General features: G+C 68.1%; 15 protein-coding genes. 10 read left to right on the forward strand and 5 right to left on the reverse strand.

The window, feature by feature from the left end:
* Nucleotides 1–63 precede the first annotated feature (63 nt).
* A complete protein-coding gene (locus ACLIME_RS09755) occupies nt 64–1,926 on the forward strand; it encodes a glycoside hydrolase family 2 protein (RefSeq protein ID WP_411556782.1) in 1,863 nt (620 codons plus the stop codon).
* 143 nt (nt 1,927–2,069) lie between these two features.
* On the opposite strand, the gene ACLIME_RS09760 is transcribed toward ACLIME_RS09755, so the two are convergent.
* Together ACLIME_RS09760 and ACLIME_RS09765 are read right to left on the reverse strand one after the other, a co-directional pair.
* A complete protein-coding gene (locus ACLIME_RS09760; RefSeq protein WP_079706834.1) occupies nt 2,070–2,939 on the reverse strand; it encodes a type II CAAX endopeptidase family protein in 870 nt (289 codons plus the stop codon).
* A complete protein-coding gene (locus tag ACLIME_RS09765) occupies nt 2,936–3,370 on the reverse strand; it encodes a hypothetical protein (protein WP_159879719.1) in 435 nt (144 codons plus the stop codon). Before ACLIME_RS09765 ends, ACLIME_RS09760 begins: the two co-directional genes overlap by 4 nt.
* Nucleotides 3,371–3,593: 223 nt before the next feature.
* Here ACLIME_RS09765 and ACLIME_RS09770 point away from each other — a divergent pair, with 223 nt between their 5' ends.
* Nucleotides 3,594–3,773: a hypothetical protein gene (locus ACLIME_RS09770; RefSeq protein ID WP_064296076.1), complete on the forward strand. Its 180-nt coding sequence runs from the start codon at nt 3,594–3,596 to the stop codon at nt 3,771–3,773.
* 77 nt (nt 3,774–3,850) lie between these two features.
* Here the strand turns inward: ACLIME_RS09770 and ACLIME_RS09775 are convergent, their stop codons facing one another.
* From ACLIME_RS09775 to ACLIME_RS09785, 3 genes are all read right to left on the reverse strand, one after another.
* A complete protein-coding gene (locus ACLIME_RS09775) occupies nt 3,851–4,393 on the reverse strand; it encodes a hypothetical protein (RefSeq protein ID WP_124769927.1) in 543 nt (180 codons plus the stop codon).
* Between the two features lie 142 nt (nt 4,394–4,535).
* Nucleotides 4,536–6,296 (reverse strand): DUF4012 domain-containing protein, encoded by a 1,761-nt coding sequence (locus tag ACLIME_RS09780; RefSeq protein ID WP_411556783.1) that lies wholly within the window; start codon nt 6,294–6,296, stop codon nt 4,536–4,538.
* Between the two features lie 161 nt (nt 6,297–6,457).
* Nucleotides 6,458–7,159: a lysostaphin resistance A-like protein gene (locus ACLIME_RS09785; protein WP_411556784.1), complete on the reverse strand. Its 702-nt coding sequence runs from the start codon at nt 7,157–7,159 to the stop codon at nt 6,458–6,460.
* Nucleotides 7,160–7,361: 202 nt separating this feature from the next.
* On the opposite strand from ACLIME_RS09785, the gene ACLIME_RS09790 reads away from it, so the two are divergent.
* The 8 genes from ACLIME_RS09790 (at nt 7,362) to ACLIME_RS09825 (ending at nt 16,167) form a co-directional block, all read left to right on the forward strand.
* Nucleotides 7,362–8,744 (forward strand): polysaccharide biosynthesis tyrosine autokinase, encoded by a 1,383-nt coding sequence (locus tag ACLIME_RS09790; RefSeq protein ID WP_411556785.1) that lies wholly within the window; start codon nt 7,362–7,364, stop codon nt 8,742–8,744.
* Complete coding sequence (locus tag ACLIME_RS09795; RefSeq protein ID WP_411556786.1) at nt 8,741–9,340, forward strand: low molecular weight phosphatase family protein; 600 nt, start codon at nt 8,741–8,743, stop codon at nt 9,338–9,340. Before ACLIME_RS09790 ends, ACLIME_RS09795 begins: the two co-directional genes overlap by 4 nt.
* The gene (locus tag ACLIME_RS09800) at nt 9,337–10,344 is read left to right on the forward strand and encodes a hypothetical protein (protein ID WP_411556787.1); all 1,008 of its coding nucleotides are present in this window, start codon (nt 9,337–9,339) and stop codon (nt 10,342–10,344) included. Before ACLIME_RS09795 ends, ACLIME_RS09800 begins: the two co-directional genes overlap by 4 nt.
* A 316-nt stretch (nt 10,345–10,660) precedes the next feature.
* Entirely contained in the window at nt 10,661–12,058 is a 1,398-nt protein-coding gene (locus tag ACLIME_RS09805; protein ID WP_411556788.1) for a sugar transferase, read from the forward strand.
* Nucleotides 12,058–13,203, forward strand: a complete 1,146-nt coding sequence (locus tag ACLIME_RS09810; RefSeq protein WP_411556789.1) for a glycosyltransferase — start codon at nt 12,058–12,060, stop codon at nt 13,201–13,203. Before ACLIME_RS09805 ends, ACLIME_RS09810 begins: the two co-directional genes overlap by 1 nt.
* Nucleotides 13,200–14,153 carry a glycosyltransferase family 4 protein gene (locus tag ACLIME_RS09815; protein WP_411556790.1) on the forward strand — a complete coding sequence of 318 codons (954 nt, stop codon included), beginning with the start codon at nt 13,200–13,202 and terminating at the stop codon, nt 14,151–14,153. The genes ACLIME_RS09810 and ACLIME_RS09815 overlap by 4 nt, the downstream gene beginning before the upstream one ends.
* On the forward strand, nt 14,153–15,049 hold the full coding sequence (locus tag ACLIME_RS09820; protein ID WP_411556791.1) for a glycosyltransferase family 2 protein: 897 nt from the start codon (nt 14,153–14,155) through the stop codon (nt 15,047–15,049). Before ACLIME_RS09815 ends, ACLIME_RS09820 begins: the two co-directional genes overlap by 1 nt.
* Entirely contained in the window at nt 15,046–16,167 is a 1,122-nt protein-coding gene (locus ACLIME_RS09825) for a glycosyltransferase family 4 protein (RefSeq protein WP_411556792.1), read from the forward strand. Before ACLIME_RS09820 ends, ACLIME_RS09825 begins: the two co-directional genes overlap by 4 nt.
* Nucleotides 16,168–16,193: the final 26 nt, after the last annotated feature.

The raw sequence follows: 16,193 nt of genomic DNA on the forward strand, positions 1-16,193 counted from the left end.
TCCCTGAGCCTGTCGAAGGGCCGACGACACCTCCACCCATCACGACGCATCGGAACGACACCCATGACGCACCCTCTCCTCTTCCCCGCCCCGCTGCCGAGCGGCCGCGCCGACTCCACGCCGCAGCCGCGCCCGGAGTACCCGCGGCCGCAGCTCGTCCGTGACGGCTGGGTCAACCTCAACGGCCTGTGGGAGTTCGAGATCGATGCTGGCGACAGCGGGCTCGAGCGCGGGCTCCTCGGCCGCGAACTGACCGACCGCATCCTCGTCCCGTTTGCGCCGGAGTCGGCCGCGTCGGGCGTGGAGCACACGGACTTCATGGAGGCCGTCTGGTACCGCACGCGGTTCACGGTGCCGGCCGGCTGGCAGGGGAAGCACGGTGTGCTGCACTTCGGTGCCGTCGACCACGACACGACCGTGTGGGTCGACGGGGTCGAGGCGATGCGGCATCGGGGTGGCTTCACGCCGATCCGCGTGCCGCTCGGCGCAGTCGAGCCGGACCAGGAGCTGGAGATCGTGGTGCGCGCCCGCGACACCCGTCACGAGCCGAAGGCCGGTGGGAAGCAGGCGACCTGGTACGGCAACACCGACTGCTACTACACCCGCACGACGGGGATCTGGCAGACGGTGTGGGTGGAGGCCGTCGACGAGCTGCACCTGCGGCGGTTCACCGTGGTCCCCGATTCGGACGCCGCGCGCTTCGACTGCACGCTCATCCCCAGTCGCAACGCCGCCGGTGCGACCGCGACGGTGATCCTGTCCGCCGATGGTGTCGTCGTCGCGAGCGAGACCGCGCACCTCGGCTCGACGATGTCGCCGTCGGTGCGACTCGAGGTCCCGGCGGACCAGCAGCGGCTCTGGAGTCCCGCCGACCCGTTCCTCTATACCCTCGACATCGAGATCCGCGATGGTGCGGGCGGCGTCACCGACCGCGTCTCGAGCTACGCGGGGCTGCGCAGTGTCGCTATCGACGGCACCGCGGTGCTGATCAACGGCGAGCACGTCTTCCAGCGGCTCGTGCTCGACCAGGGGTACTGGCCGTCCTCGCTCATGACCGCGCCGGATGACGACGCGCTCGTGGCCGACATCACGCTCGGGATGGACGCCGGATTCAACGGAGCGCGGCTCCACCAGAAGGTGTTCGAGGAGCGGTACCTCTATCACGCGGACCGGCTCGGATACCTGGTGTGGGGCGAGTTCGGCGACTGGGGCGTGTCCGGCGCGGGCACGGTCGGTCACAACCAGGGTCCGACGGCGTCGTTCATCACGCAGTGGATCGAGGCGTTGGAGCGCGACGTCAACCATCCGTCGATCATCGGCTGGTGCCCCTTGAACGAGACGCACCAGACCCTGCACGACCGCGTGACCGTCCTCGACGACGTCACGCGCGGCATGTTCCTCGCGACGAAGCTCATCGACCCGAGTCGCCCGGTGATCGACGCCTCGGGCTACGCGCACCGGGTGCGGGAGACCGACGTGTGGGATGCGCACTCCTACGAGCAGGACCCGGCGGCGTTCGCAGTCGAGCAGGCCGGGATCGCGGTCGGTGAGCCGTTCACGAACCTCGAGGACGGACGCACCATCTCCTTGCCGTACGAGGGGCAGCCGTTCTTCGTGTCGGAGTTCGGCGGCATCTGGTGGAACGCGGAGCTCGCCGCCGCAGACACCGGCGGTGACTCCTGGGGCTATGGGGCGCGGGTGGCGTCGGTCGAGGAGTTCCACGAGCGCTTCGCGGGGCTCGTCCGGGTGCTGACCGACGACGAGAACATGTTCGGTTACTGCTACACGCAGCTCACCGACACGTTCCAGGAGCAGAACGGCGTCTACGACTTCGATCGCAAGCCGAAGTTCGACCTGGCCCGAGTGCGCGCGGTCCTCGCGGCCGACGCCGCCTACGAGCGCCGCGTCCGCCCTTCCGCGCCCTGACCCCTCGGTCCCCGCCGGTCCCTGAGCCCCCCCCCCCCCCCGCCGGTCCCTGAGCCTCCGCGGCTCCCTGAGCCTCCGCCGGTCCCTGAGCCTGTCGAAGGGCCCACGGGCTCCCCGCTTCGCCCAAGGACCGGCGCCCGGGTTCAGCTGCCGCTGCGTGCCAGCGTCAGCAGCACTGTGAAGGTGTTGAACCACACGTGCGTCCAGATGCCCGGTCCGAGGCGTCGGGTCGTCGCGGCGTAGACACCGTTCACCGTGCCGAGCACGAGGATGGTGAGTCCGAGCGTCACCATGGTGACCGGGCTGCCCCAGCCCTCGTAGAGGTGGACGATGGCGAAGATCAGTGCGCTCGCTCCCACCGAGACGATGGCCGCGGTGCGACGTCGGGCGGTCGAGGGCGTCGCCGCACCTCGGCGCACGCCGTTCGTCGTCCGTCCGCGGAGGATCGTGTTCCGGAATCCGCGGAGCAGGAGCCCGCGGAAGAGCGCTTCCTCGCAGAACGGGGCGACGATCGCGGTGACGAACACGGTGTTCACCAGCACCCAGACGAGCTCTGGCGACGGCGGGGCGATGTTCGACTTGGGCGTCTCGCCGGTGAGGGCGATGACGAACTGGCCGATCATGCCGCCGATCAGCTGGATGCCGACGGCGGAACCGAGCCCGATGAACACGTCGAACCAGCGGAAGCGGAGTCCGAAGTCCTTCGCCCAGGACCCGCTTCCCCAGGTGCGGCAGACGATCGCGAGGGCGACGAGGATGCCGCCGTCGAAGATGATCCACATGATCATCGTGCCGACCTCGCCGGACAGGACGCCGAAGGTCCGCGCGAGTTCGACGACGACGAGGAGCGCGATGATCGCGACGAAGGTCACCAGCGCGGTCGGGGTACCCCACCGGGTGTCAGGCGAGGGGGCGTAGGGCAGGCGCGCCTCGGCGCGGCGGGCTTCGGCACGTTCCTGGCGCGAGCCCGGGCGCAGGGCGGTCTCCGCCGGTGCAGCGGAGTGGTCGCTCATCGCTTGTTCGCGGCGAAGTACTCGCGTGCTGCCGGCACGTACATCTGGACGATCGCGACGATGGTCACGATGACGAAGATGAAGGAGAGCGGGTTGAGGGCGATCAGCCCGGTGATCGAGCCGAGGACGGAGAGGATGCCGACCACGGTGAGGACGATCCGAGCCCAGTTGCGACCCCGGAGCATGAAGAAGGCGAACAGCACGTGGAGTGCGCCGACGATGAACGCGCCGACGGCGGTCGAGATCAGGAGCACGCTCGAGGAGAGCACGCCTCCCGAGGCCGACTGTTCGGCTGCGGCCTCGGCGACGGTTCCGGCCGACATCGCGGCGGTGACGCCGGAGATGACGGAGAGGACGGCGGAGACGACCCACAGCCAGAAGGAGATGACGATCGGCGTGGGGGCGGTCTTGGTACCAGCGGTCGTGGCCATGATGCTCGTTTCGGTCGTGGAGGATCCGACGACCGGACCCTGGTTGCTCGAAGGGTATTGCCGCACCCCTGTCCCCCGGAAGGGAGGTATGTCCCGGCCTATCCGTTTTCCGCAAGATAGCCGGTCCCCTCGGTCCCTGAGCCTGTCGAAGGGCCAAGAACCGCCGCCCGCGCACCCTGTCAAGCCTGCTCGCGCGCGCTCGCGTACCTCTTAACCTGTCCCCATGACGAACGACACGAACGACACCGACCAGAACAGCAGCGAGGGAACGCCGAAGCCGGGCGGCCTGGGCGAGAACCAGACCATCCCCAACAGCGAGGACGGCCTCGCGGTCGGCCACGACCCCGACGCCTCGAACTTCAACCAAGAGGAGGACCCCGACCACCCGAGCGACGACGCGTAGGGTCCGGGAACGACGAAACGGCGGCCGGTGCAGAAGCACCGGCCGCCGTTTCGTGTGCGGCGTGAGCCGCGGTGTGGCTAGGCCGCGAGCGAAGCGCGCTGGCGACGAACCATCACGAGGACCGCGATGAGCGCTGCGCCGAGCGCGACTGCGCCGGCTGCACCCCAGACGACGAACGCCGGAGCGCCGAAGCCGGTGTCAGCGAGGTCGTTGTCGTTGCCGCCCGAGCCGGAGCCGGCAGCGGTGACCGTGAGGGTCGCGTTCACGGTGACGAGCGAGGTCAGGCCGGTGGCCGTGACCGTGTACGTGCCGGACGCGTTGCTGGGGAGCGTCACGTTGAGGTTGACGGCGCCCGTTCCGGAAGCCGTCTTCTGGAGCGACTTCGAGTCGACCGCCGCGAGGGTGGCGCCCGAGGCGTTCTCACCGGTCAGCGTGAACGAGACCGTCTCGCCGGGCTGGAAGGATCCGGCGGTGAAGGCGACCGTGCTGGTGCCGCCCGGCGTGATCGTGCCACTGACCGTGACGGATCCGTCGGGAGCGTAGAAGGCGTTGGCTGCGACAGGCGCGATGAACAGGCCCGCGAGGACCAGCGCGAAGATCGCGGTGATTTTCTTGATCATGAGTGTCCCCTTGAAGGCGTTGCAGGTGTGCTGGTGCAATGACAGTGCTGTAGCCGACCGCCTTGACGCTGTCGTCGTGCGGCGGAAGTAGATCGTGCCTCCCCGACACCCCCCGAAAACGGGTCAAGAGCGACAACAGTCCTTACTGTAGAGCAAATTCACAGTTAATGGACGCCTGTTGTGTTTCAGAGAGATGAACTTTCGGCGTGGCCACGACTTCCGGGGTTCCCGATGCGTCATACGCCGTCACACCGAGGTCGACGGTCGTGCTCTCGCCAGGCGCGAGTTCGATCGCGAACTGCGTGATCGGGAACTCACCGTCGGTCGCCGGCTGCGATGGGAGCACTGCCCCATCGCGCTCGACGCCGCCCGGCATGGACCCGGGGGGCGCATAGACGATCACCCGGAACCGGAAGCTGCCCTTGGGTACGCCGTACTGGCCCTGGCCGGTGATGTAGTCGTTGAGCGTCGTCGCCGCGTCAGCAGGTGCGGTGTTCGTCAGGGTCAATCGCAGGCCGAGGAGTCTCCCGTCGGTGCCGCACTGCGCCGTCCCGACAGCCGTCTGCACGTCGAGGTAGTAGCCCATCTTGCTGCCGGTGGCGTCGTTGATGTACACGCCGAACGCGTTGGGCGCCTGGGCCGCGGTCGGCAGCAGGTCTGTCAGCGTCGTCCCGTCCAGCAGGGCCTGTTCCGTCTCGGCCGCATTCCAGATCAACACCCGTCGTTCCGAACCGGCTTTCGCAAGCGCACCGATGAACGCGGTCGGATCGAAGTTCCCGGAGGCGATCCGGTCGAAGACCGCGCCCGACGCCGCAGCGAAGAACGCGTCCTGATCGGGACCGGCCGGGTACCGGATGTACACCTCGTTGAGCAGCAGGGCAGCTGCGTTCGCCGAGGTCAGCTCGTCGCCGGTGGCGAGGGCGATCGGGCCGGTCGCGTCGAGCAGGTAGCCGAGGGCGACCGGATCGATGCTGAGCACACCGTCGACCCGGGTTCCGAATCGCTCGAGCCACATCTCGGAGGCCAGCTGGGCCGATTCCTGGAACCGGGGCGTCAGCGTGACGTTCTGCAACCATCGACCGGTGATGTTCCCGTAGATGCCGGCCGTGTCGCTCGCGAGTGGCAACACCGGTTCCGGGAACCGCGGGAAGTCGGCGGTGGACGCCTGCTGCAACAACGTGATGCGTCCGCCATCGGTCCCGATGAGCGCGAGCGCGCCGGGGTTCCCGCCACTCGCGCGCGGCTCGGCCGGGTTCTGGAACATCACGAGGTAGGTGCGGGGTCCGTCGGCACCGAGCATGGCCGGCATCAGGTCGATCGCGCGTCTCGCCGCGTCCACCGTGTCGGCGGTCTCGGTGAGCACGGGCCGCAACTGGTCGACCGCGCCGCGGACCTGGCTGATGAGCGGGCCGTCGTCGATCGTCCGCACTCGTTTGGCAGCACCTTCCAGAGCGTCGTCAGCCTTGCGCACGTCCTCCTGTGCATCGACGATCGGCTGGAGCGGCACCGCGCCGTCGACGGGCTTGAACAGTTCCGGGCGCAGCGACCCGGCGAGGTTCACGAGCGGCGTGATGGCACCGACGGCGACATCTTCGGTCGCCCCGGCCAGCTCGCGGACGGCGGTGAGGTTCGGTCCCACCCACGGGACGATCTCGGCGGCTCGCCAGATCGGATCACTCGTGAGGCCGGCGGCCGATCGAGCATGCGCAGCCAGCTCGCGTGCGGTCTTGCCGGCCGAACCGGGATCGTCGGCGACGACCTGCTCGCGAACCGTCTGCGCCAACGGGACCGCCGCCTCGAGCTCGCCCTTGGCGAGGAAGGCGCGCACGCCGATCCAAGCCACGGCGCCGACGATGACGAGGACGAGAGCACCGACGATGAGCAGCGTCCTGCGACGGCGCACCTTCAGGCGTTCGTCACGCGCACCCTCCCGACGGCGGGCCCGCGAACTGGCGCTCGATCTCCGGCGGGCACGGTCAGTGCGGCTCGAGCCCTCTGACCGTCGGGCGGCGGGGCGACCGCCGGAAGATGAGCGACGGTCGTCGGATGGGGACGGCATGGGCGCTATTCAATCACGACGCCTGTTCCACCGGTCACGGCGGTCACACCGAGGACGAGAAGCGAGGCGTTGAAGACGATGTGCGTCACGATGGCCGGGCCGAGTCGCCCGGTGAGGACTGCGGCGGTGCCGGTTCCGAGGCCGACGAGGAACGTCCCGACACCGGTGACGAGTGCTTCCGACGGCCCGCTGGCGACCACGACGTGGAGCGAAGCGAACAGCGCTGCCGAGATCACGACGGCGATCCAAGCCGCCCGGCCGGGCATACTGCCGCGCACCGATCGCAACAGCAGTCCTCGGAAGAACAGCTCCTCCACGACGGGGGCGATCACCGTGGCCGCAAGCACGGCGACGATGAACGAGATCACGATGAGCGCACTCCCGGTCGGCGCTCCGCCGCTGGCCGTCGCCGGCAATGAGCCGTAGACGACCACCTCGAGGACACTGACGATGATGCGGAGGAGGAGCCCCGCGGCCAGCCCCCAGAGCAGGTCGATCGGTCGTAAGGCGAGGCCGATCACCGGCGCGCTTCCACGAGGAGCCGAGACGGCGAACCGGGCGAGCAGCACCGCACCGACAAGCGGGACCCACACGAGCAGGTAGCCGCCGAGCGCGTCGAACGGCTGCGGGAGCTGCACGCCAGCTCGCATGGTCGCGGCCAGGAGCGCCGCGGCCGCGAGCCCGATGAGCGCGATGGTCAGCCGCATTCTGGCGCGTCGCGCGTCCGTGCTCGAAGGGGTTCCCAGGTCGTCCGTCACGGTCGCAAAGCTACGGCACGCGTCGACTCGCTCGATCACGACGCTCGGGAACAGTTGACGGTTTGTGGCACCATGGCTCACAACCCCCTCTTCGGGGCCGCCTCCAACCGAGGTGCCATGCTCTCCCCTCTGACTGATCGGATGCCACCGCGTGGAGCTTCGTGACTATCTCCGTGTCCTTCGCAAGTACTGGGTGCTGATCGTCGCGCTCGCGCTCCTCGGGGTCGCGATCGCAGCGACCTACTCGCTCGTCAAGACGCCCGAGTACAGCTCATCGGCGAAGGTGTTCGTCTCGACGCAGTCCAGCGACAACGTGCAGGAACTGGCCCAGGGCAACGCCTTCACACAGCAGCGGGTGAAGACCTACGCCGACCTCGTGAGCACCCCGATCGTGCTGCTCCCCGTCGTCGGCTCCCTGGAACTCAACATCACGGCGGGCGAGCTCGCTCAGCAGCTCACCGCTTCGGCGCCGCTCGACACGACACTCATCGAGATCACGGCCATGAACCCCGACCCCGTGTTGGCCGCTGAGATCGCCAACACCACGGCGGAGAGTCTCACGGCTGTCGTGTCGAAGATCGAGACGCCGGAAGACGGGGCGTCCAGCCCGGTCAAGCTGACTTTGGTGCAGCAGGCCGGCGTCCCGAACACCCCGGTGAGCCCGAACGTCCCCCTCAACATCGCGCTCGGCCTGCTCGTCGGCCTCGCGATCGGTGTCGGTTTCGCCGTGCTGAAGGAGACGCTCGACACTCGCATCCGCAACGAGCGCGACGTCGAAGGTGTCACGGACATCCCGCTCATGGGCGGCATCGCGTGGGACCCGAAGGCGAAGCAGCGTCCGCTCATCGTGCAGGCCGATCCGAAGAGCCCGCGCGCCGAGTCGTTCCGCAGCCTCCGGACGAACCTGCAGTTCCTCGACGTCACCGACCAGCCACGCAGCTACGTCATCACGTCGTCCATCCAGAGTGAGGGAAAGAGCACGACGGCGGCGAACCTGGCGATCGCGCTGTCGGATGCCGGCCACAAGGTCGTCCTGATCGACGCGGACCTCCGCCGCCCGAAGCTCGCGAACTACTTCGACATCGAGGGTGCCGTCGGTCTCAGCGACGTCCTCATCCGTCGAGCCACGCTCGACGACACCATGCAGCAGTGGGGGCGCGGCCTGCTGCAGATCCTCCCCGCCGGAGCCGTACCGCCGAACCCGAGCGAGCTCCTCGGTTCCGTCGTCATGCAGAAGCTGATCCGTGGGCTGGAGCAGCAGTTCGACTACGTGATCATCGACGCACCGCCACTCCTGCCGGTCACCGACGGTGCGCTCCTCGCGCGTCACACCGGTGGAGCACTGGTAGTCGTCGCAGCCGGCCGGACCCACAAGAACCAGCTGAAGGGTGCGCTCGAATCGCTGACGCACGTGAACGCCTCGGTCGCCGGACTCGTCATGACGATGGTGCCGACGAAGGGCCCTGACGCCTACGGGTACGCACGCTACGGCTACGGAGCCGGGTACGGCTACGCCGAGGATGTGAAGAAGTGACCGGTTCCCCTGGGACCCCTTCTCGGCCGTTCTCGGTCCTCTTCGTCTGCACCGGCAACATCTGCCGCTCCGCACTGGGCGCGCAGATCCTCACCGCGCGGCTCGCGGCCGCCGGCGTCACCGCGGGTGGCCGGCCGATCGCCGTGTCGAGCGCGGGGACGGGCGTCGGCCAGGGCCTCGAGATGCCCCACGAGGTGGTCGAGCAGTCGCGTCGGTTCGGCGGATCACCGGAAGGCCACGTCCCCACACCGCTCGACCGCGACCTCGTGGCCGATGCCGACTTGATCCTGACGGCGACCCGCGAACACCGCAGCGTCGTGGCACGGCTCCTCCCCCGAGCCTCCCGCGTCACGTTCACCGTGCCCCAGTTCGCGAGGCTCGTCGCAGAGACCCACGTCGTCTCCGACCCCTGGACGCTCGTCGACGAGGTCGCCGCGCAGCGTGGCTCCGTCCCGCCGCCCGAGGACGCGGAGGACGACGACATCGAAGACCCCTACCGCCGGAGCGCGTCCACCTACGCGCGGGTCGGCGACCAGATCCACGACCACGTCTCCGTCATCGCGGATCGACTGGCCCAGGCGGGCGACCGAGCGTGACACCGAAGCAGAGCAGGTCGACCTATCGTGCGGGCGATCGCAAGGAGACATTCTGGGATCGACTCGGCTCCAAACGTCGGACGCTGGCGATCATCGGACTGGCGCTGTTCCTCATCGCCGACGTCGTCCTCGTCGGGCTCGCGCTCACGGCCAACGGCCGCAGCACTGATGACCCGACGCAGCGCCCGATTCCGACGTTCGGTGGAACCCCGACGACCACCGCCTCGCCGGAGGTCACCGAGGAGCCCGTTGCCGATGAGGCGACCAACCGGTTCATCGCTGCTGGGAACGCGACAGTCCTCTGGCGTGCGACACAGGGCACCTGCGAAGCTCCCGCCGTCGTCGAGCGCAGCGAGGACGCTGGCGTCACCTGGGCGGTGATCCCCACCGCCCAGGCGTTCGACCTCCGCGTCGTCTACGCCCTCACAGCGACGAGCGAGGACGAGGTGCAACTCGTCGGATCAGCCGGGGCGGAGTGCGCGGTGGGCGGATTCTCGTCGGCCGACGCCGGCGACACCTGGGACTCCTCGCCCGAACTGCTCTCGACCGTCGCGTACCAGACACCGGTGGCGCCGGACGGCTCCTCCGCCGTCGTCATGGCGGGTCAGCCGGTCGCGGCACCGTGCCCGGCCGTCGAGGTGCTCGCGGCAGACGAAACCCGCACGGTGACGGCCTGCTCTGCCGTCCTCGCTGAGTGGGATGCGTCGAACGGTTCATGGACAGCCATTCCGTTCGCGGGCATCCATGCCGTGGAGCTCCAGCCGGAACAGATCCTGTTCGCCGCCCGTGGAGTCACCGGTTGCACGGGCCTCGGAGTGCTCCGCGTGCCCGGCGCGACCCTGACCGCCACGTCCGCGCCGGAGGAGGTCTCGTGCATCGCCGACGCCGATCTCGCAGCACCGGCTGCACTCACGTCGGCGGACGGTGTGAGCTGGCTCTGGGTAGGCGACACGCTCTTCAGCTCGCCCGACGGCGGCGTCTCATGGGCCTCGGTCGGGTCCTGAGAACGTCGAACGACAACTGACGCCCAGTAGGGTTTCCCCTACAGTTGTCGCGATTGTGGCCCAACTGGGGCACAACCGCCAAAAAGGGGACAGATGTCGGCCATCCAGACCGCTAATGTCAACAACACCGATACATTCGCGTATCGAAACGCCGCTTTCCTCTCTCGTCATCAGTAGTAATTACGTGTTCCACCACGGAGACCGCATGTTGTCGCAGCCTTCCGTGCCGCTGCCAACGACGCCCGCGAGCACTTCCCCCGCCCCCAAGCCCGTCGTCGTGCGTGATTGGCGGCGTGTGTATGCGAACCGTCTCGCCTTGACCGATGCGCTGGTGCTCATCTGGGTGGTCTTCGGGACGCAGCTCGTGTGGTTCGACTTCGACCAGGAGACGACCTCGGTGGGGTTCGACGCCGCGCGGGTGGCAGTGAACTACACGGTCATCTCATTGGTCCTGATCGGCGCATGGATGATCGTCCTCCGGGTGTTCGGCACCCGTGAGGCGCGCATCGTCGGCAGCGGCAACGCCGAATACAAGCTCATCGCCGATGCCAGTGTCCGACTCTTCGGACTTGTCGCGATCGTCGCGTTCCTCTTCAAGCTCGACCTCGCCCGCGGGTACTTCCTCCTCGCGTTCCCCCTTGGCATCCTCGTCCTCCTGCTGTCGCGCTGGATGTGGCGGCAGTGGTTGTCGGTCCAGCGAGCCCGCGGCAGGTACTCCTCGCTGGTGCTCCTCGTCGGGTCGGCCGACTCCGCCGAGCACATCGCCGCCGAGCTGGGTCGATCGACGGACTCGGGTTACCGCGTCGTCGGTGCCTGCGTTCCGACGGGCAAGGTCGGCGGCACGCTCGGGTCCACGACGATCCCGGTCTCCGGCACCGTCGACACCGTGCTGCAGGCACTCGAAGCGACAGGTGCAGACACGGTCATCATCACGAGTTCCGATGAACTCACGCCAGTACGGGTCCGACAGCTCAGCTGGAGTCTCGAGCCGGGCCGCCAGCACCTCATCGTCGCGCCGAGCCTCACCGACATCGGTGGCCCTCGCATCCACACGCGTCCCGTCGCCGGCCTGCCGCTCATCCACGTGGAGACACCGCGCTACGAGGGACGGAAGCGGTTCTCGAAGCGGTTCTTCGACATCCTCGGTTCCGGTGCGATTCTGCTCGTCGCCTCGCCGATCCTCCTTGTCGTCGCTCTCCTCGTGAAGTTCACCAGCCCCGGACCGGTGCTGTACCGCCAGGAGCGGGTCGGGCTCAACGGTGAGCCGTTCAACATGCTCAAGTTCCGCTCCATGCGCGTCAACGCCGACGCCGAGCTCGCCGCGCTGCTCGCCCAGCAGGGCACGAGCGACCGACCGCTGTTCAAGGTCCAGAACGACCCGCGGCTCACCCGCGTCGGCGCGACCCTGCGGAAGTTCTCCCTCGACGAGTTCCCCCAGCTCATCAACGTCTTCCGCGGTGACATGAGCCTGGTCGGCCCGCGCCCGCAGCGCGAGGGCGAGGTCGCACTCTACGACTCGGCGGCCAAGCGCCGCCTGATCGTCCAGCCCGGTATGACGGGCCTCTGGCAGGTCAGCGGCCGCTCGGCGCTCAGCTGGGAGGACGCGATCCGGCTGGACTTGTACTACGTCGAGAACTGGTCGCTCATGGGGGACGTCGTCATCCTCTGGCGGACGATCCGGGCCGTCGTGGCTCCGGGCAAGGAAGCCCACTAATGGCTGGGCTCATCATCCACGAGTGGATCGAGCGGCACGGCGGCTCCGAGAACGTCGTCGATGCGATGGCCGCCGCCTACCCCGACGCCGACATCCACTGCTTGTGGAGCAACGCTCCCGACCGCTTCCCCGGCCACACCGTGAGTGAATCCTGGATCGCCCGCACACCCCTGCGGAAGAGCAAAGCGGCCGCGCTGCCGTTCATGCCGGCCACCTGGGCCAGGACCGACGTCTCCGCCGCCGACTTCGTCCTCATCAGCTCGCACGCGTTCGCGCATCACGCCGGCGGACGACAGCCGGCCGACGGCCCGCAGCGGTTCGTCTACGTCCACACACCTGCTCGATACCTCTGGGCCCCCGAGCTGGACGTCCGTGGCGGCAACCTCGCTGCCCGCGCACTCGCCCCCGCACTCCGTCGAGTCGACCGTAAGCGCGCGCAGGACGGCGCGACGTTCGCTGCCAACAGCGACTACATCCGTCAGCGGATGGAACGCTCGTGGGGCGTCGAGGCCGAGGTCATCCATCCGCCGGTCCGCGTCGAATACCTCCAGAGCGTGCCGTCCTGGGCTGACCGACTCAGCACAGAAGACGCCTACCTGTTCTCGACGCTGCCGTCCGAGTACGTCCTCGGCGCCTCCCGCTTCGTCGACTACAAACGGCTCGACGTCGCCATCCGTGCCGGCGAACTCGCCGGCTTGCCGGTCGTGCTCGCGGGCGCGGGACCGCAGCACGCCGAACTGCAGGCGCTCGCGGATGCCGCGACGGTGCCGGTCATCATCATGACGAGGCCGAGCGACGAGTTGCTCTTCGCGCTCTACCAGACAGCATCGCTCCTGGTGTTCGCAGCGGTGGAGGACTTCGGCATCATGCCCGTCGAGGCGATGGCCCTCGGCACGCCCGCGCTCGTGCTCTCCGAAGGTGGCGCGTCCGAGAGCGTGCTCGCCATCGACGGTGGTGTCGTCGTCGATGCGCTCGATGACGCGACGCTTCGCGAGGCGGTCGAGCGCGCCCTGCTCGTCGACATGGCTCCGGCTCAGGAGCGCGTCAACGCCCTGTTCGGATCCGCCGCCTTCGCCACCAAGCTCACCGGCTGGGTCGGTCGATCCGCCCGCGCTGACGGAACCGATCGGACCCTCGCCTCATGATCCTTGCCGACACCAGGTGGAGCGGCGTCCACGGCATCGGTCGCTATGCGTCCGAGGTACTCCCGCGGTTGAGCGTCGAGTGGTCGGCGCTCGAGGTCGGCGGCAAGCCGTCCGATCCGCAGGACTTCCTCCGCGTGCGCCGGACACCCGGCGGTGAGACGATCTACTCCCCCGGCTACAACGGGTTCCTCGCCCGCTCACCGCAGGTGGTCACGGTCCACGACCTCATCCACCTGCACCCCACCACCAGTCGGCGCGCGGTGTACCTCGCGCACTACTCGGCCGTCCTGCGTCCGATCATCCGTCGGAACCGACTGGTGCTGACCGTGTCAGAGACCTCCAAGCGCGCCATCGAGGAATGGGTCGACGACGACCGCGTCCGTGTCGTCAACGCCGGCAACGGACTGTCGGACGCATTCCACCCGGGCGAGGCCCCGACCGACGCTGCGGATGCTCTCCCCTACTTCCTGTACGTCGGCAACCTGCGCGCGCACAAGAACGTCGACGTCGTCTTCCGAGCGCTGGCCCGCGTGCCTGACGCCCGACTCGTCGTCGTCATGAACGACCGCGAGGGTGCCGAGCGTCGGGCCGCCGAGCTCGGGGTGGCCGATCGTGTCGAGGTGCGGAGCGGGCTCTCCGACCCGGAGCTCGCTGAGCTCTACCGCGGCGCAGCCGCCACAGTCTTCCCCTCGTTGGTCGAAGGGTTCGGACTTCCGGCGGTCGAGAGCATCGCCTGCGGAACCCCGGTGATCTTCTGGGAGGGCTGCGAGTCGATCGCCGAGATCTCGAGTGGGCAGGGTTTCCCGGTCGGTGACGCGCACGACGACCTGGCCTGGGCCGAAGCGATGCGTACGGCCCTGGCTGGCCGCCCCCATGCCACAGCGCCGGCGGCGACGTACAGCTGGGACCGGACGGCCGAGATCGTCTCGAACGTGTTGCGAGAGCGTTGATGGATCGTCCTGAAGCGGTCTCCTCGCCCCAACCTTCGATTGCCGCGGTCGTCCTGAACTGGCGCGACGCCGCGAACACGACCGCTTGCATAGCCTCGCTCGCACAGGACGGCGGTCTGAACCAGATCATCATCGTCGACAACGAGGCTGACGGCACACTTCGGCAAGCGCTCGACACGTCGGACGCTCCCACACACGTCCTGCTCGAACGGTCGGAGAACGGCGGCTTCTCCGCTGGAGTCAATGTCGGTTTGCGCTACGCCCTCGAGGCAGACGCAGACTTCGTGCTCGTCATCAACAACGACGCTCGGCTGCACGAGGGAGCGTTGTCCGTGATGCTGGCGGCGTTCGAACGCGATGCGAATGTGGGGATTGTCGGTCCGGCAATCCTCAATGAGGACGGCTCGCTCCAGGCGCTCGGCCCGGCCATCGGTTTCCCCCTGAGGATCGACGAGACAGCGGGGTCGACGAGCCCCGACTTCGTGACCTGGGCGTGCGTCCTGGTCTCCCGACGACTTCTGGAGACAGTCGGCGTGCTGGACGAGACCTTCTTCATGTATTGGGAGGACGTTGAGTTCGGCTACCGCGCCCGCGCCGCGGGTTTCGGGGTTGCGATCGCACCCGACGCGACCGTCGCACATGCGGTCTCGTCGTCGCACAGCATCGCCGGCGACCGAGTCCAGCTCTACTCGGCGTATGGACTCGGCCGTGTCGCTGCGCGTCAGCGGCACTTCCTCCTGGCCTCCGTCATCCGCGCGACGCTCCGTGTGGGCAAACGCGTCGCCGCAGGCCGATTCCGCTTCGCTGGTGACCTCTGGTTGGCGTATCGGGACGGTCTGCACCAGACGGAACAGCCTGCTTTCGAACGTGTGACGAAGGACGCTTGGCCTCGATGACCCAGAAACCTATCGCCCGGTATTACCGCGGCGCGCGAACGACGCACCTCGAGCGGCTGCACGACAGCGCCCCGGGCGACTTCTTCTATCAGAAGCCGATGTACGACTTCGATATGACCCGAGCTCCTGCAGGGGTCCGGGTGGAACAGACGTCGTTCGTGCACATCGCGGCATTGGTCCTCAAGGGCACCTACTCGAGGTTGGAGATCGTCGAACCCTACGCTCCCAGCGCACTGCCGCAGAACCTGGTTCTCTCGGTGGCAGCGCGCGTCGGCCGGCTGCTTCATCGGCAGCCGACCCAGCTCGTGACCTACGCGATCGAGAACGCAGACCTGCCGCGAAAGGTCGCTGCGAGCACGCATCTGCCAGTCGCCGTCACCCGGGCCCTGCTGCGTCTGACGGTTGGATTCTGCTACCGGTCGCTGACTCGCGTTGTCTTCGGCACCGCCGACGCGGAGACGAACTACGAAGCTTTGCTCGGCGCCCGGCTGAAGCGTCGTCCACCGGAGACGATCTTGATCTGGGGCCTGCCGACAGCCCACCCGTCCGCGCTCACCGTCGACAGCGACGAGCCGGCCTCGAAAGTGCTGTTCGTGGGTGCACTCGACGAGCGGAAGGGCATTCGCCAGCTCATGGACAGTTGGTCGGACGTGTTGGCGTCGTCGCCGAACGCCGAACTGCAGATCCTCGGCAAGGGGCCGCTCGAGGCGGAGGTCCTCCGCTGGGCGCAGACGGCACCGCGCACGACGGTCATCATCGACCCCGCCCGAGACGTCATCTTCGAGGCGCAGCGTCATGCTGACGTCGCCGTCCTGCTGTCGCAACCCTTCACCAACTGGAAGGAGCAGATCGGTCTCCCGATCATCGAGGGCCTCAGCGTCGGAACCGAGATCGTCGCCAGCACGGAAACCGGCATTGCAGAGTGGCTGCAGAAGCAGGGCCATAAAGTGCTCTCACCCACAATCAAGCGCGCAGAGCTTGCAAGCGCAATCGCCGGCGCTTTGGAGCACCGCCGGACGCGAGGAGAGATCCGGGCAGATCTACCTCCTGTTGATGGTCGCTTAGATGCTGACAGGTGGCTGTTCACCGGCGACATGCACGAAAAGACAGGGTCCTGAGTGCACCTAGCCGGCGCAACTCTGCC

Origin of the sequence: Plantibacter sp. MPB07 (genome assembly GCF_046619465.1) — a bacterium.
In the GTDB taxonomy this organism is placed as follows: Bacteria; Actinomycetota; Actinomycetes; order Actinomycetales; family Microbacteriaceae; genus Plantibacter; species Plantibacter auratus.

What these genes read in the sequence shown, in the direction of transcription:
- ACLIME_RS09755 (WP_411556782.1), top strand. Translation starts at nt 64, where the DNA reads ATGACGCACCCTCTCCTCTTCCCCGCCCCGCTGCCGAGCGGCCGCGCC.
- ACLIME_RS09760 (WP_079706834.1), bottom strand. Translation starts at nt 2,939, where the DNA reads ATGAGCGACCACTCCGCTGCACCGGCGGAGACCGCCCTGCGCCCGGGC.
- ACLIME_RS09765 (WP_159879719.1), bottom strand. Translation starts at nt 3,370, where the DNA reads ATGGCCACGACCGCTGGTACCAAGACCGCCCCCACGCCGATCGTCATC.
- ACLIME_RS09770 (WP_064296076.1), top strand. Translation starts at nt 3,594, where the DNA reads ATGACGAACGACACGAACGACACCGACCAGAACAGCAGCGAGGGAACG.
- ACLIME_RS09775 (WP_124769927.1), bottom strand. Translation starts at nt 4,393, where the DNA reads ATGATCAAGAAAATCACCGCGATCTTCGCGCTGGTCCTCGCGGGCCTG.
- ACLIME_RS09785 (WP_411556784.1), bottom strand. Translation starts at nt 7,159, where the DNA reads ATGCGGCTGACCATCGCGCTCATCGGGCTCGCGGCCGCGGCGCTCCTG.
- ACLIME_RS09810 (WP_411556789.1), top strand. Translation starts at nt 12,058, where the DNA reads ATGGCTGGGCTCATCATCCACGAGTGGATCGAGCGGCACGGCGGCTCC.
- ACLIME_RS09815 (WP_411556790.1), top strand. Translation starts at nt 13,200, where the DNA reads ATGATCCTTGCCGACACCAGGTGGAGCGGCGTCCACGGCATCGGTCGC.
- ACLIME_RS09820 (WP_411556791.1), top strand. Translation starts at nt 14,153, where the DNA reads ATGGATCGTCCTGAAGCGGTCTCCTCGCCCCAACCTTCGATTGCCGCG.
- ACLIME_RS09825 (WP_411556792.1), top strand. Translation starts at nt 15,046, where the DNA reads ATGACCCAGAAACCTATCGCCCGGTATTACCGCGGCGCGCGAACGACG.